9 protein-coding genes and 1 tRNA gene are annotated in these 16,560 nt (G+C 67.1%); 2 read left to right on the forward strand and 8 right to left on the reverse strand.

The genetic code is table 11. The features are described from left to right. Positions 1-119: 119 nt before the first annotated feature. Genes ACZ9BC_RS19855 through ACZ9BC_RS19865 form a run of 3 tightly spaced genes read right to left on the reverse strand, consistent with a single transcriptional unit; the run spans position 120 to position 2,497 of the window. Complete coding sequence (locus tag ACZ9BC_RS19855) at positions 120-569, reverse strand: RrF2 family transcriptional regulator (protein WP_079598304.1); 450 nt, start codon at positions 567-569, stop codon at positions 120-122. Between the two features lie 14 nt (positions 570-583). Beyond that, positions 584-1,072 (reverse strand): hypothetical protein, encoded by a 489-nt coding sequence (locus ACZ9BC_RS19860; protein WP_476247429.1) that lies wholly within the window; start codon positions 1,070-1,072, stop codon positions 584-586. Positions 1,073-1,078: 6 nt separating this feature from the next. Beyond that, positions 1,079-2,497 (reverse strand): phosphomannomutase/phosphoglucomutase, encoded by a 1,419-nt coding sequence (locus ACZ9BC_RS19865; protein ID WP_476247430.1) that lies wholly within the window; start codon positions 2,495-2,497, stop codon positions 1,079-1,081. A gap of 142 nt (positions 2,498-2,639) precedes the next feature. Here ACZ9BC_RS19865 and ACZ9BC_RS19870 point away from each other — a divergent pair, with 142 nt between their 5' ends. Beyond that, a complete protein-coding gene (locus tag ACZ9BC_RS19870) occupies positions 2,640-4,862 on the forward strand; it encodes a RecQ family ATP-dependent DNA helicase (RefSeq protein WP_476247431.1) in 2,223 nt (740 codons plus the stop codon). Here the strand turns inward: ACZ9BC_RS19870 and ACZ9BC_RS19875 are convergent. The 4 genes from ACZ9BC_RS19875 to ACZ9BC_RS19890 all read right to left on the reverse strand — a co-directional run bounded on the left by ACZ9BC_RS19875 (position 4,786) and on the right by ACZ9BC_RS19890 (position 9,471). After that, complete coding sequence (locus tag ACZ9BC_RS19875; protein WP_476247432.1) at positions 4,786-6,312, reverse strand: MFS transporter; 1,527 nt, start codon at positions 6,310-6,312, stop codon at positions 4,786-4,788. The two genes, ACZ9BC_RS19870 and ACZ9BC_RS19875, sit on opposite strands and share 77 nt — an antisense overlap. 166 nt (positions 6,313-6,478) lie before the next feature. Beyond that, positions 6,479-6,567 (reverse strand) — tRNA-Ser (locus tag ACZ9BC_RS19880). 100 nt (positions 6,568-6,667) lie between these two features. Then, entirely contained in the window at positions 6,668-7,198 is a 531-nt protein-coding gene (locus ACZ9BC_RS19885) for a GNAT family N-acetyltransferase (protein ID WP_476247433.1), read from the reverse strand. Further along, a complete protein-coding gene (locus ACZ9BC_RS19890; RefSeq protein WP_476247434.1) occupies positions 7,195-9,471 on the reverse strand; it encodes a prolyl oligopeptidase family serine peptidase in 2,277 nt (758 codons plus the stop codon). The genes ACZ9BC_RS19885 and ACZ9BC_RS19890 overlap by 4 nt, the downstream gene beginning before the upstream one ends. An 83-nt stretch (positions 9,472-9,554) precedes the next feature. Between ACZ9BC_RS19890 and ACZ9BC_RS19895 the strand changes: the two genes are divergently transcribed. Then, positions 9,555-11,516 carry an FAD/NAD(P)-binding protein gene (locus tag ACZ9BC_RS19895; RefSeq protein WP_476247435.1) on the forward strand — a complete coding sequence of 654 codons (1,962 nt, stop codon included), beginning with the start codon at positions 9,555-9,557 and terminating at the stop codon, positions 11,514-11,516. Positions 11,517-11,740: 224 nt separating this feature from the next. Here ACZ9BC_RS19895 and ACZ9BC_RS19900 read toward each other — a convergent pair whose 3' ends face one another. Next, positions 11,741-16,270 (reverse strand): ExeM/NucH family extracellular endonuclease, encoded by a 4,530-nt coding sequence (locus ACZ9BC_RS19900; protein WP_476247436.1) that lies wholly within the window; start codon positions 16,268-16,270, stop codon positions 11,741-11,743. Between the last annotated feature and the right edge of the window lie 290 nt (positions 16,271-16,560).

The raw sequence follows: 16,560 nt of genomic DNA on the forward strand, positions 1-16,560 counted from the left end.
ACGAATACCAGCATTTGAAATGCGTGTATTCACACCTCAAGTTCTACAGCTTGTAGAAGATGAAATCAACTTACGCGGACGGACGTTGCCGCGGTGTTCCGAACCATGGTGCGGGGAGGCTAAAGGCCTGGCCGGAGGCCGATCATGGTGAAGACGGGAGCCATCTGGCGGGAGCCCGGCAGGTCTGCGATCACCACGGAATCGAGCTCCCGGTAGAACGCCTCCCGGGCCCGTGCCAGGGCGCCGCGCAGATGGCACTCGTTGATGAGCGGGCAGTTGCCGCTGGGTGCGACGCACTCCGCCGGGTCGCTGCGGGTGTCGAGTTCGCGCAGGATTTGCCCCACGGTTGCCGTGCGGCCCGCGTGGCTCAGGCGGGATCCGCCCGCCCTGCCGCGGACTACCTCGATCAGGCCCATGATCCGGAGCTTGGCCATGGCCTTGCTGACGTGGTTGTAGGGCGTTCCCACGGCATCGGCGATGTTCTGGGTGGTGAGCAGCTCGCCGCCGGGAACGGCAGCAAGCACCATCAATGCCCGCAGGCTGACGTCGGCGAAGGCGTTGATCTTCATGGCCGGACCGCGGTCTAGTCCACCCAGATTGAGGGTTCGTTGGTGTCCGCACCCAATTCGCCGAACTCCCAGGTCCTGGTGGCCGGGTTGGCTACGTAGGGCAGTACGGCAGCAAAAACTGATCCGTCCCGGTGCTCCGCGGCCACGTGGATGGCGTCTGAATCCTCTTCCACCAGCAGGATGTCGCAGACCACGGCCGCTGCCCGGAAGTCGTCCCGGTTCTGCCGCAGCAGGGCCTGCAGGTCACTGATCATGGCGTCGGCGTCGAAGTCCGCGTCCGTTCCCTCCGCCGCGTCGGCCGGGGAGACAGCCACGAGCCGCACCTCGCCGTCGTTCTGCACCGTCAGGGCGAAGGGCATGAACCCGCCGTTGCGCTGGAGTTGCTCCTGGGCGGCGCTGACGCCCGTTCCCAGGAGGTTCTCCAGGTCAGTCGCCGTGCCCTCCGGAACAGAACCACGCCAGCCGGCCTGTTCTTCCGCAGCTGGCCCCGTATGGTCCGCCATCCCGGATTAGGCCCGGACGATCGACAGGACGCGGTCGCGGATCCGTTCCATGGTGCCGCGGTCCGTTGCTTCGGCGTTGAGCCGCAGGAACGGTTCAGTGTTGGACGGGCGCAGGTTGAACCAGTAGCTGCCGTCGTTCGCCGTAAACGTGCTGCCGTCCATGGTGTCGATGGTGATGTCTTCGCCGGCAAAGGCTGCACGCACACGCTCGACGGCGGCGGGCTTGTCGTCCACCTCTGAGTTGATTTCCCCCGAGCTGACGTAGGGCTCGTATTCACGGCCGAGCTCTGACAGGGGGCCGTCCTGCTCACCCAGAGCGGCGAGGACATGCATAGCAGCCAGCATGCCGGTATCAGCGTTCCAGAAGTCGCGGAAGTAGAAGTGCGCTGAGTGCTCGCCGCCGAACACGGCGCCTTCCTCTGCCATGACCGCCTTGATGAACGAGTGGCCCACACGGGTGCGGACGGCGCGGCCGCCGTCGCGCTCCACCAGTTCGGATACGGCACGGGAGGTGAGGAGGTTGTGGATGATCGTGGGAGTGGTCTCACCCAGGGCCTTGGCCCGGGCGATTTCCCGGCGGGCCACCATGCCGGTGATGGCCGACGGCGAGACGGGCTCGCCCTTCTCGTCCACCACGAAGCAGCGGTCGGCATCGCCGTCGAACGCCAGGCCGATGTCCGCACCGTGCTCGACCACTGCCGCCTGCAGGTCGCGAAGGTTCTCCGGCTCCAGCGGGTTGGCGGGGTGGTTGGGGAAGGAGCCGTCCAGCTCGAAGTACAGGGGAATGATGTCAAAGGGCAGCTTGGGGAGCAGGGCGTCACCCAGGACCGCGGGGGTGGTGAGGCCGGCCATGCCGTTTCCGGCATCCACCACAACCTTCAGGGGCCGGGAGCCGGAAAGGTCCACCAGCTTGCGGAGGTACTCGGAGTAGTCCTTGAGGACGTCGCGGACGCCGATCAGGCCCCGGGCGCCGGCGGCGGGGATGGAGCCGGTGTTGAGGTAGTGCTCGGCGAGGGTCTGGATGTCCTTGAGTCCGGTTTCGGATGAGATGGGGACGGCGCCGGCCTTGGACATCTTGATGCCGTTGTAGCCGGCCGGGTTGTGACTGGCGGTGAAGGTGGCGCCGGCGCGGTTGAGGAAACCGCAGGCGAAATACAGCTCATCGGTGGAAATCAGGTCCAGCAGCTCCACGTTGGCGCCGCGCGTGGCTGCCCCGTTGGCGAAGGCCTTGCTGAATTCGGGGGAGGACGGACGCATGTCCCCGCCCACCAGGATGGTCTGGCCTTCGAGCTGCAGGACGTCCACGAAAGCGGCCCCCACGGCTTCGACAATTTCGGCGGTAATGGACTCGCCCACAATGCCACGGACGTCGTAGGCCTTGAAGGATGCCGAGAGATCAAAAGTCGTTGTCTGTTCGCTAGTCACGGGCTTTATCTTACGTGGACGCGGAAGGTGCCTGCGGAGGAGGGGTGGGGGCTGCAGAATATGACGGTCGGTACTGGTCCAGGCTTTCCACATACGTGCTGCCGAGGTGCCGGGTGTCGGAGCCGGCTGGGATACTGAATCAATGGTCGATAACCAGCACGCCACGTTCTCTGACACGCCCCCTTCAACAGTTGCCGTTGCCGATGCCACCCATGCCGGCTCAACTTCTTCCGCCTCCGGAACGCACCACCAGGCGCTGGAGGTCCTCCGGGAGCTGGTCGGACACCCCGAAGCCGGTTTCCATGAGGGACAGTATGAAGCCATTGAGGCGCTGGTGGACGGCGGCCGTCGTGCTTTGGTGGTCCAGCGCACCGGCTGGGGAAAGTCGGCGGTGTACTTCGTCGCGTCCCTGCTTCTGCGGCGCCGGGGTGCCGGTCCCACCCTGATCGTCTCGCCCCTGCTTGCCCTGATGCGCGACCAGGTGGCCGCCGCAGCCAGGGCCGGGGTCCGCGCGGTGGCCATCAACTCCGCCAACCAGCTCGAATGGGACACCGTCAGGGAGCAGCTGGCCGCAAACGAGGTGGACGTCCTGCTGGTCTCCCCTGAGCGGCTCACCAATCCCTCCTTCCGCGAGAACCAGCTGCCCGAACTGATCCGGCGGACCGGCCTGCTGGTTATCGACGAAGCACACTGCATCTCCGACTGGGGCCATGATTTCCGCCCGGACTACCGCAGGATCGCTGATCTCATCACCCGGCTGCCGGAGTCGGTCCCTGTCCTCGCCACCACGGCAACCGCCAATTCACGGGTAGTGCACGATATTGAGGAACAGCTCGGAGCGGGGGTCCTCACCATCCGCGGCGCCCTGGGCCGCGATTCGCTGCGGCTGGGAGTCTTGACGCTGCCCGACTCGAAGCAGCGCCTGGGCTGGCTCCTGACGCACCTGTCCGACCTTCCCGGCAGCGGCATCATCTACACGTTGACGGTCTCCGCGGCGGAGGACACTGCCAGGCTCCTCGCCGAAGCGGGGCACGAAGTCCTTGCCTACACCGGCCGCACCGACCCCGCCGACAGGGAACGCGCCGAACAGCTGCTGAAGGACAACCAGGTCAAAGCGCTAGTTGCCACCTCTGCCCTCGGGATGGGATTCGACAAACCGGACCTCGGTTTCGTGGTGCACCTCGGCGCACCGTCCTCGCCGGTGGCCTACTACCAGCAGGTGGGCCGAGCCGGACGTGGCGCAGCCAACGCCGACGTCCTGCTGCTGCCCGGCTCGGAGGACCGCGAGATCTGGCAGTACTTCGCCACCGCCTCCATGCCGTCGGAGGAAAAGGCGGCGGCTGTCCTTACTGCACTGGCCGAGGCAGGTACGGCGCTCTCCACCGTGGCGCTGGAAGCGCGGGTGGACCTCCGCCGCACTCCCCTCGAGCTGCTGCTGAAGGTCCTTTCGGTGGACGGTGCCGTGGAACGCGTCGGCGGCGGCTGGCGGTCCACCGGGCAGCCGTGGGTCTACGACGCGGAGCGGTACCAGAGGATTGCCGAGGCCCGCGTGGACGAGCAGGACTCCATGATCATCTACCAGGACACGGCCGGCTGCCGGATGGAGTACATCACGTCGGTCCTGGACGACGAAACGGCGCACCCCTGCGGGCGGTGCGACAACTGCGCCGGGCGGTGGTTCCCGGCAGAGGTGGCGGCCGATGCCACGGCCGCGGCGAACCAGACCCTCAGCAGGGCGGGTGGCGTGCTGGAAGTACGGCTGCAATGGCCCAGCGGTATGGACCGCCTGGGTGTCCCGGTGAAGGGCAAGCTCAAACCCGGTGAAGGCCTTGCAGAAGGGCGTGTCCTTGCCAGGCTCACCGATCTGGGGTGGGGCGGTGCCTTGCGTGAGCTTTTTGCTGCCGGCGCAGAGGACCGGCCCGTGGACCCGGGGATGCTGCAGGCATGTGTCCAGGTCCTGAGGGAATGGGGTGCCGGTGATTCGCGTACGCCGGGCTGGAGCGGGGCCGGGAGGCCCGCCGCCATTATCAGCGTCCCGTCCCGGAGCAAGCCCCAGCTGGTCGGATCCCTTGCCAGGGGGATCTCGGAGATTGGCCGCATACCCTACCTTGGAGAGCTGCAGCTTGAGCATGGCGGCCCCACCGGAGGCCGGGGCGGCAACAGCGCCTATCGGCTGGCCGGGGTCTGGGACCGTCTGGTGGTTGGGCCGGAGCTTGCAGCCGCGATGGGCGGTATCCAGGGGCAAAGCGTGATGCTCATTGATGACTTGGCGGACAGCCGGTGGACACTTACGGTCGCGGGCCGCGCTCTTCGGCAGGCCGGGGCTGGAGCTGTTCTTCCGCTGGTCCTGGCCCAGGCCGGCTGACTTCTGGACCGCTGGGCACAGGATTGTTCACTCCAGGCCGGCTGACTTCAGCGCCCGCATGCCGCGGCAGGAACAGGCTGTCGACGGTGCTGGCGAGCATCAGGGCGGCCATGACCAGGAACGCCCCGCGGAATGGCCCCGCAGGGTCCTGGGGAAACGCGGCCAGCCCGTCGAAGATCCGGATCAGCAGGGCCCCCACCGCTATGCCCGCGCCCGTGGCCAGTTGAACGAGCGTGGCGGAGACGGTGTTCGCGGACGTCAGCTGGGCCGGCACGATGTCCGCGTACTGCACCGAGGCGTAGGCCGAGAAGCCGATGGACCGGAAGGCTCCGCTGCAGACGAGCAGGGCGAACATCACGGCCTGGGGAGTTTGGGGCGTCAGCAGGGCACAGGCGGCGAAGGTTGCGGCCGACGCCAGCGACGCGAACACCAGCATGGCCTTGAAGCCGAAGCGCCGGATCAGCGGCGTGGTGGCCGGCTTGATGCCGATGTTGCCGATGAAGACTGCCGCCACCATGATGCCGGCGTGGATGGGGGACCAGCCGAATCCTGCCTGGAACATCAGCGGCAGCAGGAAGGGGACGGAACTGATGGTGAGCCGGTAGACGAAACCGCCCGTCGCCATGGCCCGGAAGGTCCGGGTTTGGAACACGTCCAGGTTGAACAGCGGATTCCGGGTACGGCGCATCCACAGCACGGCGGCGGCTAGCGACGCGGCACCGGATGCTGCGCTGATCCCGGCCCAGGGCGTGTCCGGGTGGGCGCTCGCCAGTTCCAGGCCTACCACCAGGGCGCCGACGCCCACCGTGGTGAGGACCAGGCCGGCCCAGTCGAGCCGGCGGCCCGGGTCTCCTGCTGACCGGGGCACCAGCCTCAACGCGGCAAGGAATGCAGCAAGGCCAAGGGGAAGGTTGATCAGGAAGATCCAGTGCCAGGACAGGTAGGTGGTCAGTGCGCCGCCCACCAAGGGTGCAAGGACCGGTGCCAGGAGCCCCGGCCACACCAGGAAGGCAGTGGCGCGGAGCAGTTCGGATTTGGGGGTGCCGCGGAGCACCAGCAGGGTTCCCACCGGAACCATCATCGCGCCGCCTGCCCCCTGGGCGATGCGGCTCAGGGTCAGCGTGGCCAGGTCCTGGCTCAGCGAGCAGGCCAGCGAGGCCACGGTAAAGACGGCGATGGCCAGGCAGAAGATCCGCCGGGCTCCGAACCGTTCGGCCAACCAGCCGCTGATCGGAATGCCCACGGCCACGGTCAGCAGGTAGGCCGTCATGGTGATGTTCACGTCGGCCGCGGGGACCCGGAAATCCGCGGATATGTTGGGGATGGCGGTGGTGAGGACCGTGCCGTCCAGGAACTCCATAAAGAACGTTGCCGCCACCAGGAGGGCCAGGCGGGGGCTCCACACATGCCGGATACCGTCGGGTCCGTTGTGAGGTGCGCTTGCTGCCATCCGATTATGGTGCCACCCGACGGGCATCTCCAGAAACACTGCTGGATCAGAAGCGTGTTCGCGAATCCGAATCCAGACGGCTCGGATCGGCGAACAAGACCAGGACATGAGGCTGCGCAAGCCCCGGATACGCAAAAGGCCCCGGTCCAAGGACCGGGGCCAAACGCGGAGACGGGGGGATTTGAACCCCCGGTCGAGTTTAACCCCGACCCTTCATTAGCAGTGAAGTCCATTCGGCCGCTCTGGCACGTCTCCAATTGCTATTCCTAGCCCACCAAGGATACGCAGATCGGGGCATGCAGTGCAAAACGGCTGTCCGCCGGCCGCAGGACAGGGCGGCAGGACGCGGGCAACGTCAGGAGGCGGGCTGCGCCGGACGGACCATCCGGATCTCCCGGAGGTTCTCCCAGCTGGGAATCACTTCCACGGCCCCGTCCGGTTCAAAGCCGAACCTGCGGTAGAAAGCGATGGCGTTGCCGTTGTCCGCGGCAACCCAGAGTGACGCGGCCGCGGTGCCGAGGGCGGCCTCCAGCAACCGCCGCCCCAGGCCGAGACCCTGGTGCGAGGCAAACAGGTACAGCCCCCACAACTCAAGATCGCCGGAAGACGGCGGCGGCGACTCGTGCCATGGATCGTCCGCCGGCACATGCCGGACGCCGGAGAACCCAACTATCGTGCCGCCGTCGCACGCCACCCACGCCCCGGCCGGCTCCGGCCGGTCCAGCAACCCCCGCCACATGGCCGCTCTGTCGGCAGGGTCCGCTGCTGCGAGGTGCGCGTCGGACAGCATGCCCCGGTAGGTTTCCTGCCAGCAGCGGAGGTGCACCACCGCCAGCCGTTCCACGTCACCCACCACGGCCTGCCGTACCGACAACTCCGGGGTCACGCCGTCCCGCCCGCCAGCGCCTTCCACAGGAAATGCTGGCTGCGGGCCTGCAGCGCTGCGGCCTGCCGGTTGTCCGATGCGCCGGCGTGGCCACCCTCCAGGGCTTCGTGGAACCACACGTTGGGAATGCCCATGGCCAGCATGCGCGCCGCCATCTTCCGGGCCTGGACGGGGCCCACCCTGTCATCCGACGTCGCCGTCCAGATGAAGGTTTCCGGATACTCCACCCCGTCCTTGAGCAGGTGGTAGGGAGAGAACGTCTTGATGAACTCCCACTGCTCCGGCACGTCGGGATCACCGTATTCGGCGATCCAGGAGTGGCCCGCGGACAGCCTGGTGTAGCGGCGCATGTCCAGCAGGGGAACGCCGCACGAGACGGCGCCGAAGAGTTCCGGGTACTGGGTGAGCATGTTTCCCACCAGCAGTCCGCCGTTGGAGCCGCCCACGCAGCCCAGCCGTTCCCGTGACGTGACGCCCCGCGAGATGAGATCGCGGGCCACGGCGGCAAAGTCCTGGAACGCCTTGTGCCTGTTCTCCCGCAGGGCTGCCCGGTGCCAGGCCGGGCCGTACTCCCCGCCGCCCCGGATGTTGGCCACCACGTAAACGCCGCCGCGGGAGTGCGGGGTCTGGCCGTCGTCGCCCGGCCGGCCGGTGGTCCTGCGCTCCAGCCAGGCCCTGCCCACCGTGCCGCTGTAGGAGGGCGTACGGGAAATCTCAAACCCGCCGTATCCGGAAAGCTGGGTGGGGTTCTGGCCGTCGAGCGGCAGGTTCCGCGCGGCCACCTGGAAATAGGGGACGCGTGTGCCGTCGTCGGAGACGGCGAAGTGCTGCTGTACTTCGTAGTCACCGTCGGCGAAGAACGACGGCGACGTCTTCACGGCCGCATGACGGCTCACCACGCCGGGCGTCCCGGCATCGCCGTGGTTGCGTTCCAGCGTGCCCCGCATCAGCGTGCTGGGGGTGGTGAACCCGGTGGCGACGAGCCAGAAGTCGTCGCCCGCACCGCCGTCGGCCGCAGTCTCGTCCTCGTCGTCCACTGCGTAGGCGTTGACGTCGTGCAGCGGCGGGCAGGCATCCAGGGGAGTGGAGGCCCAGGCGCCTTCGGTTCCGCTCTGGCTGGCGGTTCGCCCAGCCGGGCGGGACGGGTCAAGGACCCTGATCTGCGACGAGACGTCCTGGAGGAGGTTGAGCAGCAGGAAGTTCCGGGTCCAGCTCCAGGACTGCAGCGAGGTGCTCTCATCCGGGGTGAACAGGACCAGGACGTCCCGGGCGCCGGCCAGGTAGTCCTCGAAGTTGGCGGCCAGCAGTGATCCGGCGGGGTAGGTGGTTCCGTCCAGGACCCAGTCCTGCTGCGGGCGGAACAGCAGCCATTCCCGGTGGGCGCTGACATTGACATCGGTGGGGACATCAATTGCCACCCACTCCCCGTCCCGCAGCACCAGGTTGGTGCGGTTGAAGAAGTCGATGTAGTCCACGGCAAAGGTGCGTTCGAAGCCGGGGGTGGAGTCGTGCGCCACCACCGCCATCATGTGGTCCTCGGGGACCTCGAAGAGCCGGGGTGCGCCCGGCAGTCCGGCGCCGCGCTTGAGGGTTACCGCGGTCCGGGCGTAGGAAGAGGCAGTCTTGGGGAGCCCGTCGGCGGTGGAGGCGACCAGCAGCGTATCCGCATCGAGCCAGGACACGTTGCCCTTCGCCGTCGGAAGGTCAAAGCCGCCGCGGGACGGGTCCACAAAGCCGCGTGCCTCGACGTCGTATTCGCGGTAGCGGTTGGCGTCGCCGCCGTCGGGGGAGAGCGCCAGCAGGGCCAGCCGGTATGGCTCGCCGGGAGCGGGGCGGAGGAACGTTGCGCCATGGAACACCCACTCCTCGCCTTCGGCGGCGGCCAGGGCGTCCACGTCCAGCAGGATGTCCCACTCGGGCGAGTCCGTGCAGTAGCTCTCCCACGTGGTGCGGCGCCACAGGCCCTTGGGGTTCTGCTGGTCCTTCCAGAAGTTGTAGTACCAGTCCCCGCGCTTACCCACCATGGCGATGCGGTCCGTGGAGTCCAGGACCTCGAGGATCCTGCCTTCCAGTTCCACGTAGTCGGCGTCCTCGAGCAGGTCCTCGGTGCGGGAGTTTTGCTCCTTGACCCAGGCAAGCTGCTCTTCGCCGTAGATGTCTTCGAGCCAGACATTTTCATCCGTAGGCTCGGGTGCGGTGCCCGCAGGCGTGCTGCCGGGGGTGGCCTGGCCGGAACCTGGGACGGACGCTGAATCAGCTGCAGTGGTGGTCATGCGCCCCATCCAAACAACATCCCCGGGGGCTGGCAAGTCAAGCGTTCAGCGCAGACGTGGTTTCAGCCCGTACTCTGGATGCCGTGGAAATAACGCAGAGCATCCGGACAGCCATTATTGGTGCCGGACCGCGCGGCACCAGCGTGCTGGAACGCCTGCTCGCCCACGCCGCCGCACACAACACCGCCGCGTTGAACGCAGCCGGCACAACGGGCGGCGCCATCCGGCTCCACATCGACGTGATCGACCCCTACCCGGCCGGCTCCGGGCACGTCTGGCAGCCGGAGCAGTCGCGGCTGTTCCTGATGAACACCCAGTCTTTCTACCCCACGCTGATTCCGGAGGACCCGTCACTTCCGGCGCCGGTGGCCGGCACCACCTTTGAGCAGTGGCGTGCCCGGCAGCAGCACCACCCGCTCCCGTTCCTCACAGCGGACGAGCGGGCCGAACTTGCCGTGCTGGGGGCCAACGATTTTCCCAGCCGCGCCCTGTATGGCAGGTACCTTCGCTGCACCCTGGCGGATCTGCTGGACAAGGCGCCCGACGGCGTCACTATCGACTTCCACGAAACGACCGCCCTGTCGGTGCGCCCCTCAGGGGACGAAACGTTCGACGTCGGCCTGGCCACCGGCGCTACCCTCCGCACCAATTCAGTGGTCCTGGCGCTAGGTCACATCCCGTCCCGGCTGAACCCGGAACAGCGGGAACTCCAGGCCTCCGCCGGGCAGCTGGGCCTGCGATACCTGCCGCCGGCTGTGCCGGCCGACGTGGACTGGTCACAGATCCCGGCCGGCGAACCGGTCCTGGTCCGCGGCATGGGCCTGAACTTCTTCGACACCATGGTCCAGCTCACCGAGGGCCGCGGCGGAAAGTTCGTCACCAGCGGCGGACGGCTGGAGTATGAACCGTCCGGCCAGGAACCGCTCATCATCGCGGCGTCCCGGCGCGGAACCCCATACCGTGCCAAGGCGGCGCTGGAAGGCTACTACCCGCGCTCGGTAACCCTCCGGTACTTCACCGAAGCGGCATTGGAGCGCTTCCGCAAGGCCGGCATCCGCCCCGGGTTCGACCACGATCTGTGGCCTCTCCTGCACCGCGACACCCTCTGGGCCTACTACTCAACCCTGGTGCGCTCGCAGCCCGGCGCCGTCCCGGATACTGCTGCCTTCCTTGCCGCCCTCGACGAGGCGCTGCATCCCCACGCCCACAGCGCGGCCAACTGGGAGGACAGTGTGGAGAGCGTGCTTGCCATCCATGTGGGGCCCCGGCACCGGCTGGACCTCCCCGGACTCGCGGCGCCGCTGGCCGGGCGTTCCTTTGCGTCGCGCGCAGAACTTGATGCCGCTGTGGTGGAGTACCTGCTGGATGATGCCCGACGCTCCGCCCTGGGGGAGGATGACCCCGTCAAGATGGCCATCGGCGCCCTCCATCACGGACGTGCTGTCCTCAAGACGGCAGTGGCCGACGGCGGCATCACCGATGAATCGTGGGTGGCCGGGCTGCGTGGCTGGTTCGAGTCCTTCGTGGAAGGCCTGGCCAGCGGGCCGCCGGCCCTGCGCTCGGAGCAGTTGGCGGCCTTGGCGCGTGCCGGAGTTGTCAGCTTTGTGGGCCCGGACCCAAAGTTCGGTGTTGACCGCCGGAACCGGATGTTTACCGCGTCCTCGCCGTGGGTGAGTGGGGCCCCGGTGTCGGCCCCCACCATGGTGGAGGCGCTCGCACCCGGCAACAGGGTCTCGGCCAACGATTCACCCCTGCTGGAGCAGCTCCTGGCCGACGGCGCGGTCCGGCCCCGGCTCATGATGACGGCGGAAGGCGCGCCGGTGCAGTCCACGGGCCTGGACGTGGTGCCGCACCCGTACCGCCCGGTCGCGGCGAACGGGTCCGTCACCGAGGGCCTGTACGTGCTGGGCCTGCAGCTGTCCTCCACCCAGTGGGGGCCGGCCATTGCCGCCGAAGCGGTCCAGCCCGGCGGGCCGGTGTACCGCAGCGGCCAGCGGACACTCCGGGACGCCGACGAGATCGCCGCCGCCATCCTGGGTTCCTGACACCACCCCGGACGCTCTCTCACGTCCTGCAGCCAAACGCCCAACGCTCTCTCACCTCTGGCGCCTAAACCCCCAACGCTCTCTCATCCTTGGCGCCCAAATGCCCAACGCTCTCTCACCGGAGTGAAAGAGCGTCGGGCGAAAACCTGCAATATGTGAGAGAGCGTCGGTTTACGGGGTGGCTGATGCCGGGCGGAAGCCCGGCAGTCAGCCGGAGCCGCCGATCAGCCGCGGAGGCAGGCCTGGTACTGCAGCCAGGCGATTCCGTAGCGGATCCAGCCGAGGGCGTCGTACCACCTGGCCGGCTTTTCAGGTGCCATGCAGACCGGCGGGACGCTGCCGCCTGCAGCCACCCGCACGTCCACGGTAACTGCCGTGCCGGATTCGGCTGCCGTGAGTACCAGCGTGGCCGGGCCGGCTGCCGCTCCTGCGGGAACCGCGAGGCTGACGTTGGCAGTACCCGCAGTGATGGGCACCGTGCCCAGCTGCGTGACAGTACCTGCCGAGTCGGTGAACACGGCCGACAACGCGGTGTTGACCGGGCTGCCGAGCGATGTCAGGTCCAGCTTGGAGACCGTGAGCGTCACAGCCTCACCGGGCTTGACCTCGGCGGGCGTCGTGTTGGTGACCGCTACTGAACGCCGGGCGAAGTCGGGTGAAACGGGGCTGCTCTTCTGCAGGTAGCCGATCCATGCGTCCCGGTCCACCAGTCCTGAGTCGCGGGTGTTGGTGCCGTCCGTGAAGATGCGGAAGTTGTCACCGCCGGTTGCCAGGAAGCTGAAGGTACCAACCCGGTAGGACTTCGCCGGATCCAGCAGCTCTCCGTTGACACGAACCGACGTGATGCGGTCACCCGCCGGGCGGGCCGCGTCGTAGGTGTAGTTCAGGTTCTTGGACAAGCCAAGCTGGAGGTAGGCGCGGCTGGGAACCGTGCCGTCCGCGTTGGTCTGCCATTGCTGTTCCAGCAACGTCTTGAACTGGGCTCCCGTCAGGGACGTGGTCCACAGGTTATTGACGAACGGAAGCACCGCGTTGGCTTCGGCGTAAGTGATGGTGCCGTCAGGTGCGTAATAGAGCTCGTTCCGCAGCCCGCCCGGGTTGACCACGCCGATTTCGGCACCACCCAGCTCGGCCGGCTTCAGCGAGTCCAGCAGGGAGTCGGCCACCAGGTTGCCCAGCGTGGATTCGCTGGCGCGGTCGTCGCGCTTGGCGGTTCCGGTGGCGTCCGTAGTGAAAGCCGTGGTGATGTCCGCAGTAACGGTGCCTACGGGCTGGTTGCCGATGACCGCGGCGCCAGCCAGGGCCTTTTGGACGATCCCATCGACGGCGGCAACCCGCGGGTAGGCCGCAATGAGGTCGGCAGCGGGGTCCGTGGTGCGCTTGACGTTGCCGGCCTTGTACCCGGTGACCTGCTTGGTGGCGGTGTCAACGGTGAGCTGGATCTGCCCCACGTTCTCGCCGTAGTTGCCGGTCTGCACGATGGGGCGTGTCTTGCCTTCACTGCCCGGAACAGGGGCATCCCACGCGTATTCCTTGTGCGTGTGGCCGGTGAAGATGGCGTCCACGTCGGCGGATGTTTCGGTGACCAGTTTGGCGAAGGGGCCGCCGGCTGCGACTTCCTCCTCCAGCGTGGCACCTTCCACAACTCCCGAGCCGGCGCCGTCGTGGTTTTCCACGATGATCACGTCGGCAAGGTTTTCCGCCGTGATCCTGGCGGCCGCGCGGTTGATGGCGTCCACCGGGTCACCGAATTCAAGGTCGGCCACACCGGCCGGGGTCACCAGCGAGGGGACCTCCTGGGTGACGGTGCCGATCACCGCCACTTTGATGCCGTTCAGCTCCAGCACCGTGAACTCCGGCAGCACGGGCTGCGTGGTGCCCTTCCGGTACACGTTGGCTCCCAGGTAGGGGAACTTCGCGTTGCTGCCACCGGCGATGACGCGGTCCCGGAGGTCCGCCCAGCCGCCGTCGAACTCGTGGTTGCCCACGGCGGAGGCCCGAAGCTCCAGGGCGTTGAGCACGTCGATGGTGGGCTGGTCCTTGGCGACAGCGGAGGCAAACAGCGAGGCGCCGATGTTGTCACCGGCCGAAAGGAACGCTGTGGCACCCGGAGCTGCGGCCGCGCGGAGCTTTTCGATGGTTCCTGCGAGCTGGACCGTGTTGGTATCGATCCGGCCGTGGAAGTCGTTGATGCCCAGGAAATTCAGGTCCACCGTGGCAGGCGCAGAAGTCAGGTTCAGGCCCACCACCACCGGATCATGGTCGCTGGCCCGGAACTGGTCCGGCGCGTAGTAGTTGGTGACGTTGTTCTTGTAGCGGCTGTACTCCAGCGCCACGGACTCCACGGAGTTGATGTTCCAGATGTCCGCACCCGTGACCACGGCATTGGCGGCAGGGGAGGCCAGGATGTGGTCGAGGGAGCCGACCATCCCGCCGAAAAGGTAGGAATGCTTGGCAGAACCGTCGGCGTTGCGCGCCTTGTCGTCCTGGTTGACGTATCCCGCGGATGTGAAGACGTTGATGGGGTCTTCTTTGCCGTACGCGTTGAAGTCGCCGATCAGGAACACCTTGTCCGTACCCTTGGCGGACTGCAGGGAGGTGGCGAAATCCAGCAGTGACCTGGCCTGGGCGGTACGGGCCAGGTTCGAGGCGCCCTGCCCCTTGTCCGTGTCGTCCGGGGTTGCAGCTGATCCCTTGGACTTGAAGTGGTTGGCGATGGCGATGAATTCGGTGCCGGCACCGCCGCCCACGGGCTTGAAGACCTGGGCCAACGGCTTGCGGGCACTCGCGAAGGCAACCGTGTCATTGTGGATGATCGATTCGCCCACCGGTTCGGCCACGGCCTTCTTGTAGATGAAGGCGGTGCGGATCGTGTCCTCGTCCGCTAGCGGCGGCGCGTTGGCGGGCGAGCGAACGTAGTCCCAGATACCGGGGGTGGCAGTGTTCAGGGCGTCCACAAGCTTGGACAGGGCATCATCGCGGTTCTTTCCGAACTGCGCGGAGTTTTCAATCTCCATGAGGGTGACAAGGTCTGCCCCCGACTTGGTAATGGCGGACACGATCTTGTCCTGCTGCCGCTGGAAGTTCTCGGCGTTGGCCGCACCCCGGGCGTCACAGCCGCCACTGACGGTGATGGGGTTGCCGTCACGGTCCTCGTAGAACGTGCATCCGGCCAGGGCGTCGCCCGTCGTGGGGAAATAGTTGAGCACGTTGAAGGAAGCAATCTTCACATTGCCGCCCACCGCAGCCGGGGCGTCCGTCCGGGTGGCACCGAAGCCCGCCGGCTGGACGGTGGCCTTGTTGGTGCCGGTCAGGTGCGTCAGCGGCTGGAGCTTCCAGGCGTTGTTGGCGTAGCCCAGGACGACGTTGGTGGTGAACGTGGCGGGGGAACCCACGCGGACGGGGTCTTCCGTGGTCAGATACGGCAGGACCGTTGCTTTGGTGGCTGCGTCCCGCAGGAAGTTGGTGCTGGAGCCGTCATCGAACTTGATGCCGCGGGCGGTGTTTTCGGCCACGACGGCGGCATGCTCCGGCGTGCCGAACGGCGCCACCGCGGTGGGCTGGACCAGGGGAGTGGTGCCTCCTGCCAGGCCGATCTCGCCGTACTGGTTGAGGCTGTAGTTGTCAGTGACGGTCAATGGCCCTTGGGGTGCCAGGAGCATTCCTTCGAGGGATTCCCGGAACGTCTCGTTGGCCGGCAACCTGAAAATGGTCGGCTTCACTTCAGGGGCAGCTTCGGTCAGCTTGGCCAGCCCTGCGGCGGCGGTGACATTCAGCTGCGTCATCCCGTAGTACTCGGCCACCGTGCCGGTCACCTGCACGTAGTCACCAATCTGGACGGAGGCTACGGTGGCCGGGGAGTAGACGAAGATGCCGTCCGATGCGGCATGGGTGGCGGCCGGAAGGTCTCCGCCGGTGCCGGCCGTCTGGATGTAGTAGCCGTTCAGCCCGCCGGTGGGGAACGCCGCAGTAACTTTGCCGGTGGTGGTGACAGTGGCACCCACCAGGGGGCTTCCGGCACCGGTTCCCTGGATGTCGGCGATGGTCTTGATCACCGGATCGGGAGTCGGTTCCGGTGTGGGACCGGGGTCCGGGGCAGTTCCGCTGGAGGGGGTGGGGGTGATCGCGGCGCTGAGTGCGAAGTCTGCAGTGTTGCTGTTGGTGTCCGCTCCGCTGGTCCTGTTGAGGCTCTTGACGTCAGTGTTGCCCGCGGGGGCGGCGGCTGCCAGGGTCTCGTAGGTGTTGGACGTTCCATAGCCGAGGAGGTCGGCTACACCGGCGGGCTCCACCTGCGAACCGGTGGAAAGTCCGACGGCGGTTGGCTGCTTTGCGAGGACGATGGTACCTCCGCTGCCGCTGACGTTGAGGGCGCCCGCCACGAGGTCGGCGGCCGGCAAGTCGGCGCCGGTGGTCCCGTTGCTTCCGCCCTGCACCAGGTAGTGGCCCTTGGCGGGGATGGACCCGGACAGCGGGGCCACACCGGTTGGTGCGGCAGCGCCGGTGGCGGAGCGGTACTGCAACGACCAGCCGTCCAGGGATACCGCAACGTCAGAGGTGTTGTAGAGCTCCACGAATTTGTTCTTGTAGGCGGCGCCGCTGCTGCCGCCGCTGAGGTAGGCCTCGTTGATCACAACGGGCGAGCTGCCTGCCGCGGCTGAGACCTCCGCGGCCGCCGGGACAACTGCCAGTGGAGCTGCGATGAGCCCCGCGGACAAGGCTGTTCCCAGCGCTAGCTTCCAAGGTGTTTGATGCATCCGCTCTTACTTTCATAGGGTGTCCCGGTGGGGACCCGATGGAGTGTGTCCGGGTTGTACCGACGGACAAGTGGCCCCGGACCCTGCTCCTGGTCAAGTGGTTTCCGGCACATCACAACAGCGCTGAATGAACGCAGGGTGGATAGAGCGTGCATTCGGTGGGACGTTCCCCAGCGGAACGTGCCACCCACCGGCCTGGAGCCCCCGTAGCCCGGTTCCGGTGATGCTGCTGGCTTTGGTTTTGTGGCCGGCGCCTTCCCCCAAATGTGCCGGCCATCACAAAGAATACC

This window comes from Pseudarthrobacter sp. TE3704 (assembly GCF_056279405.1).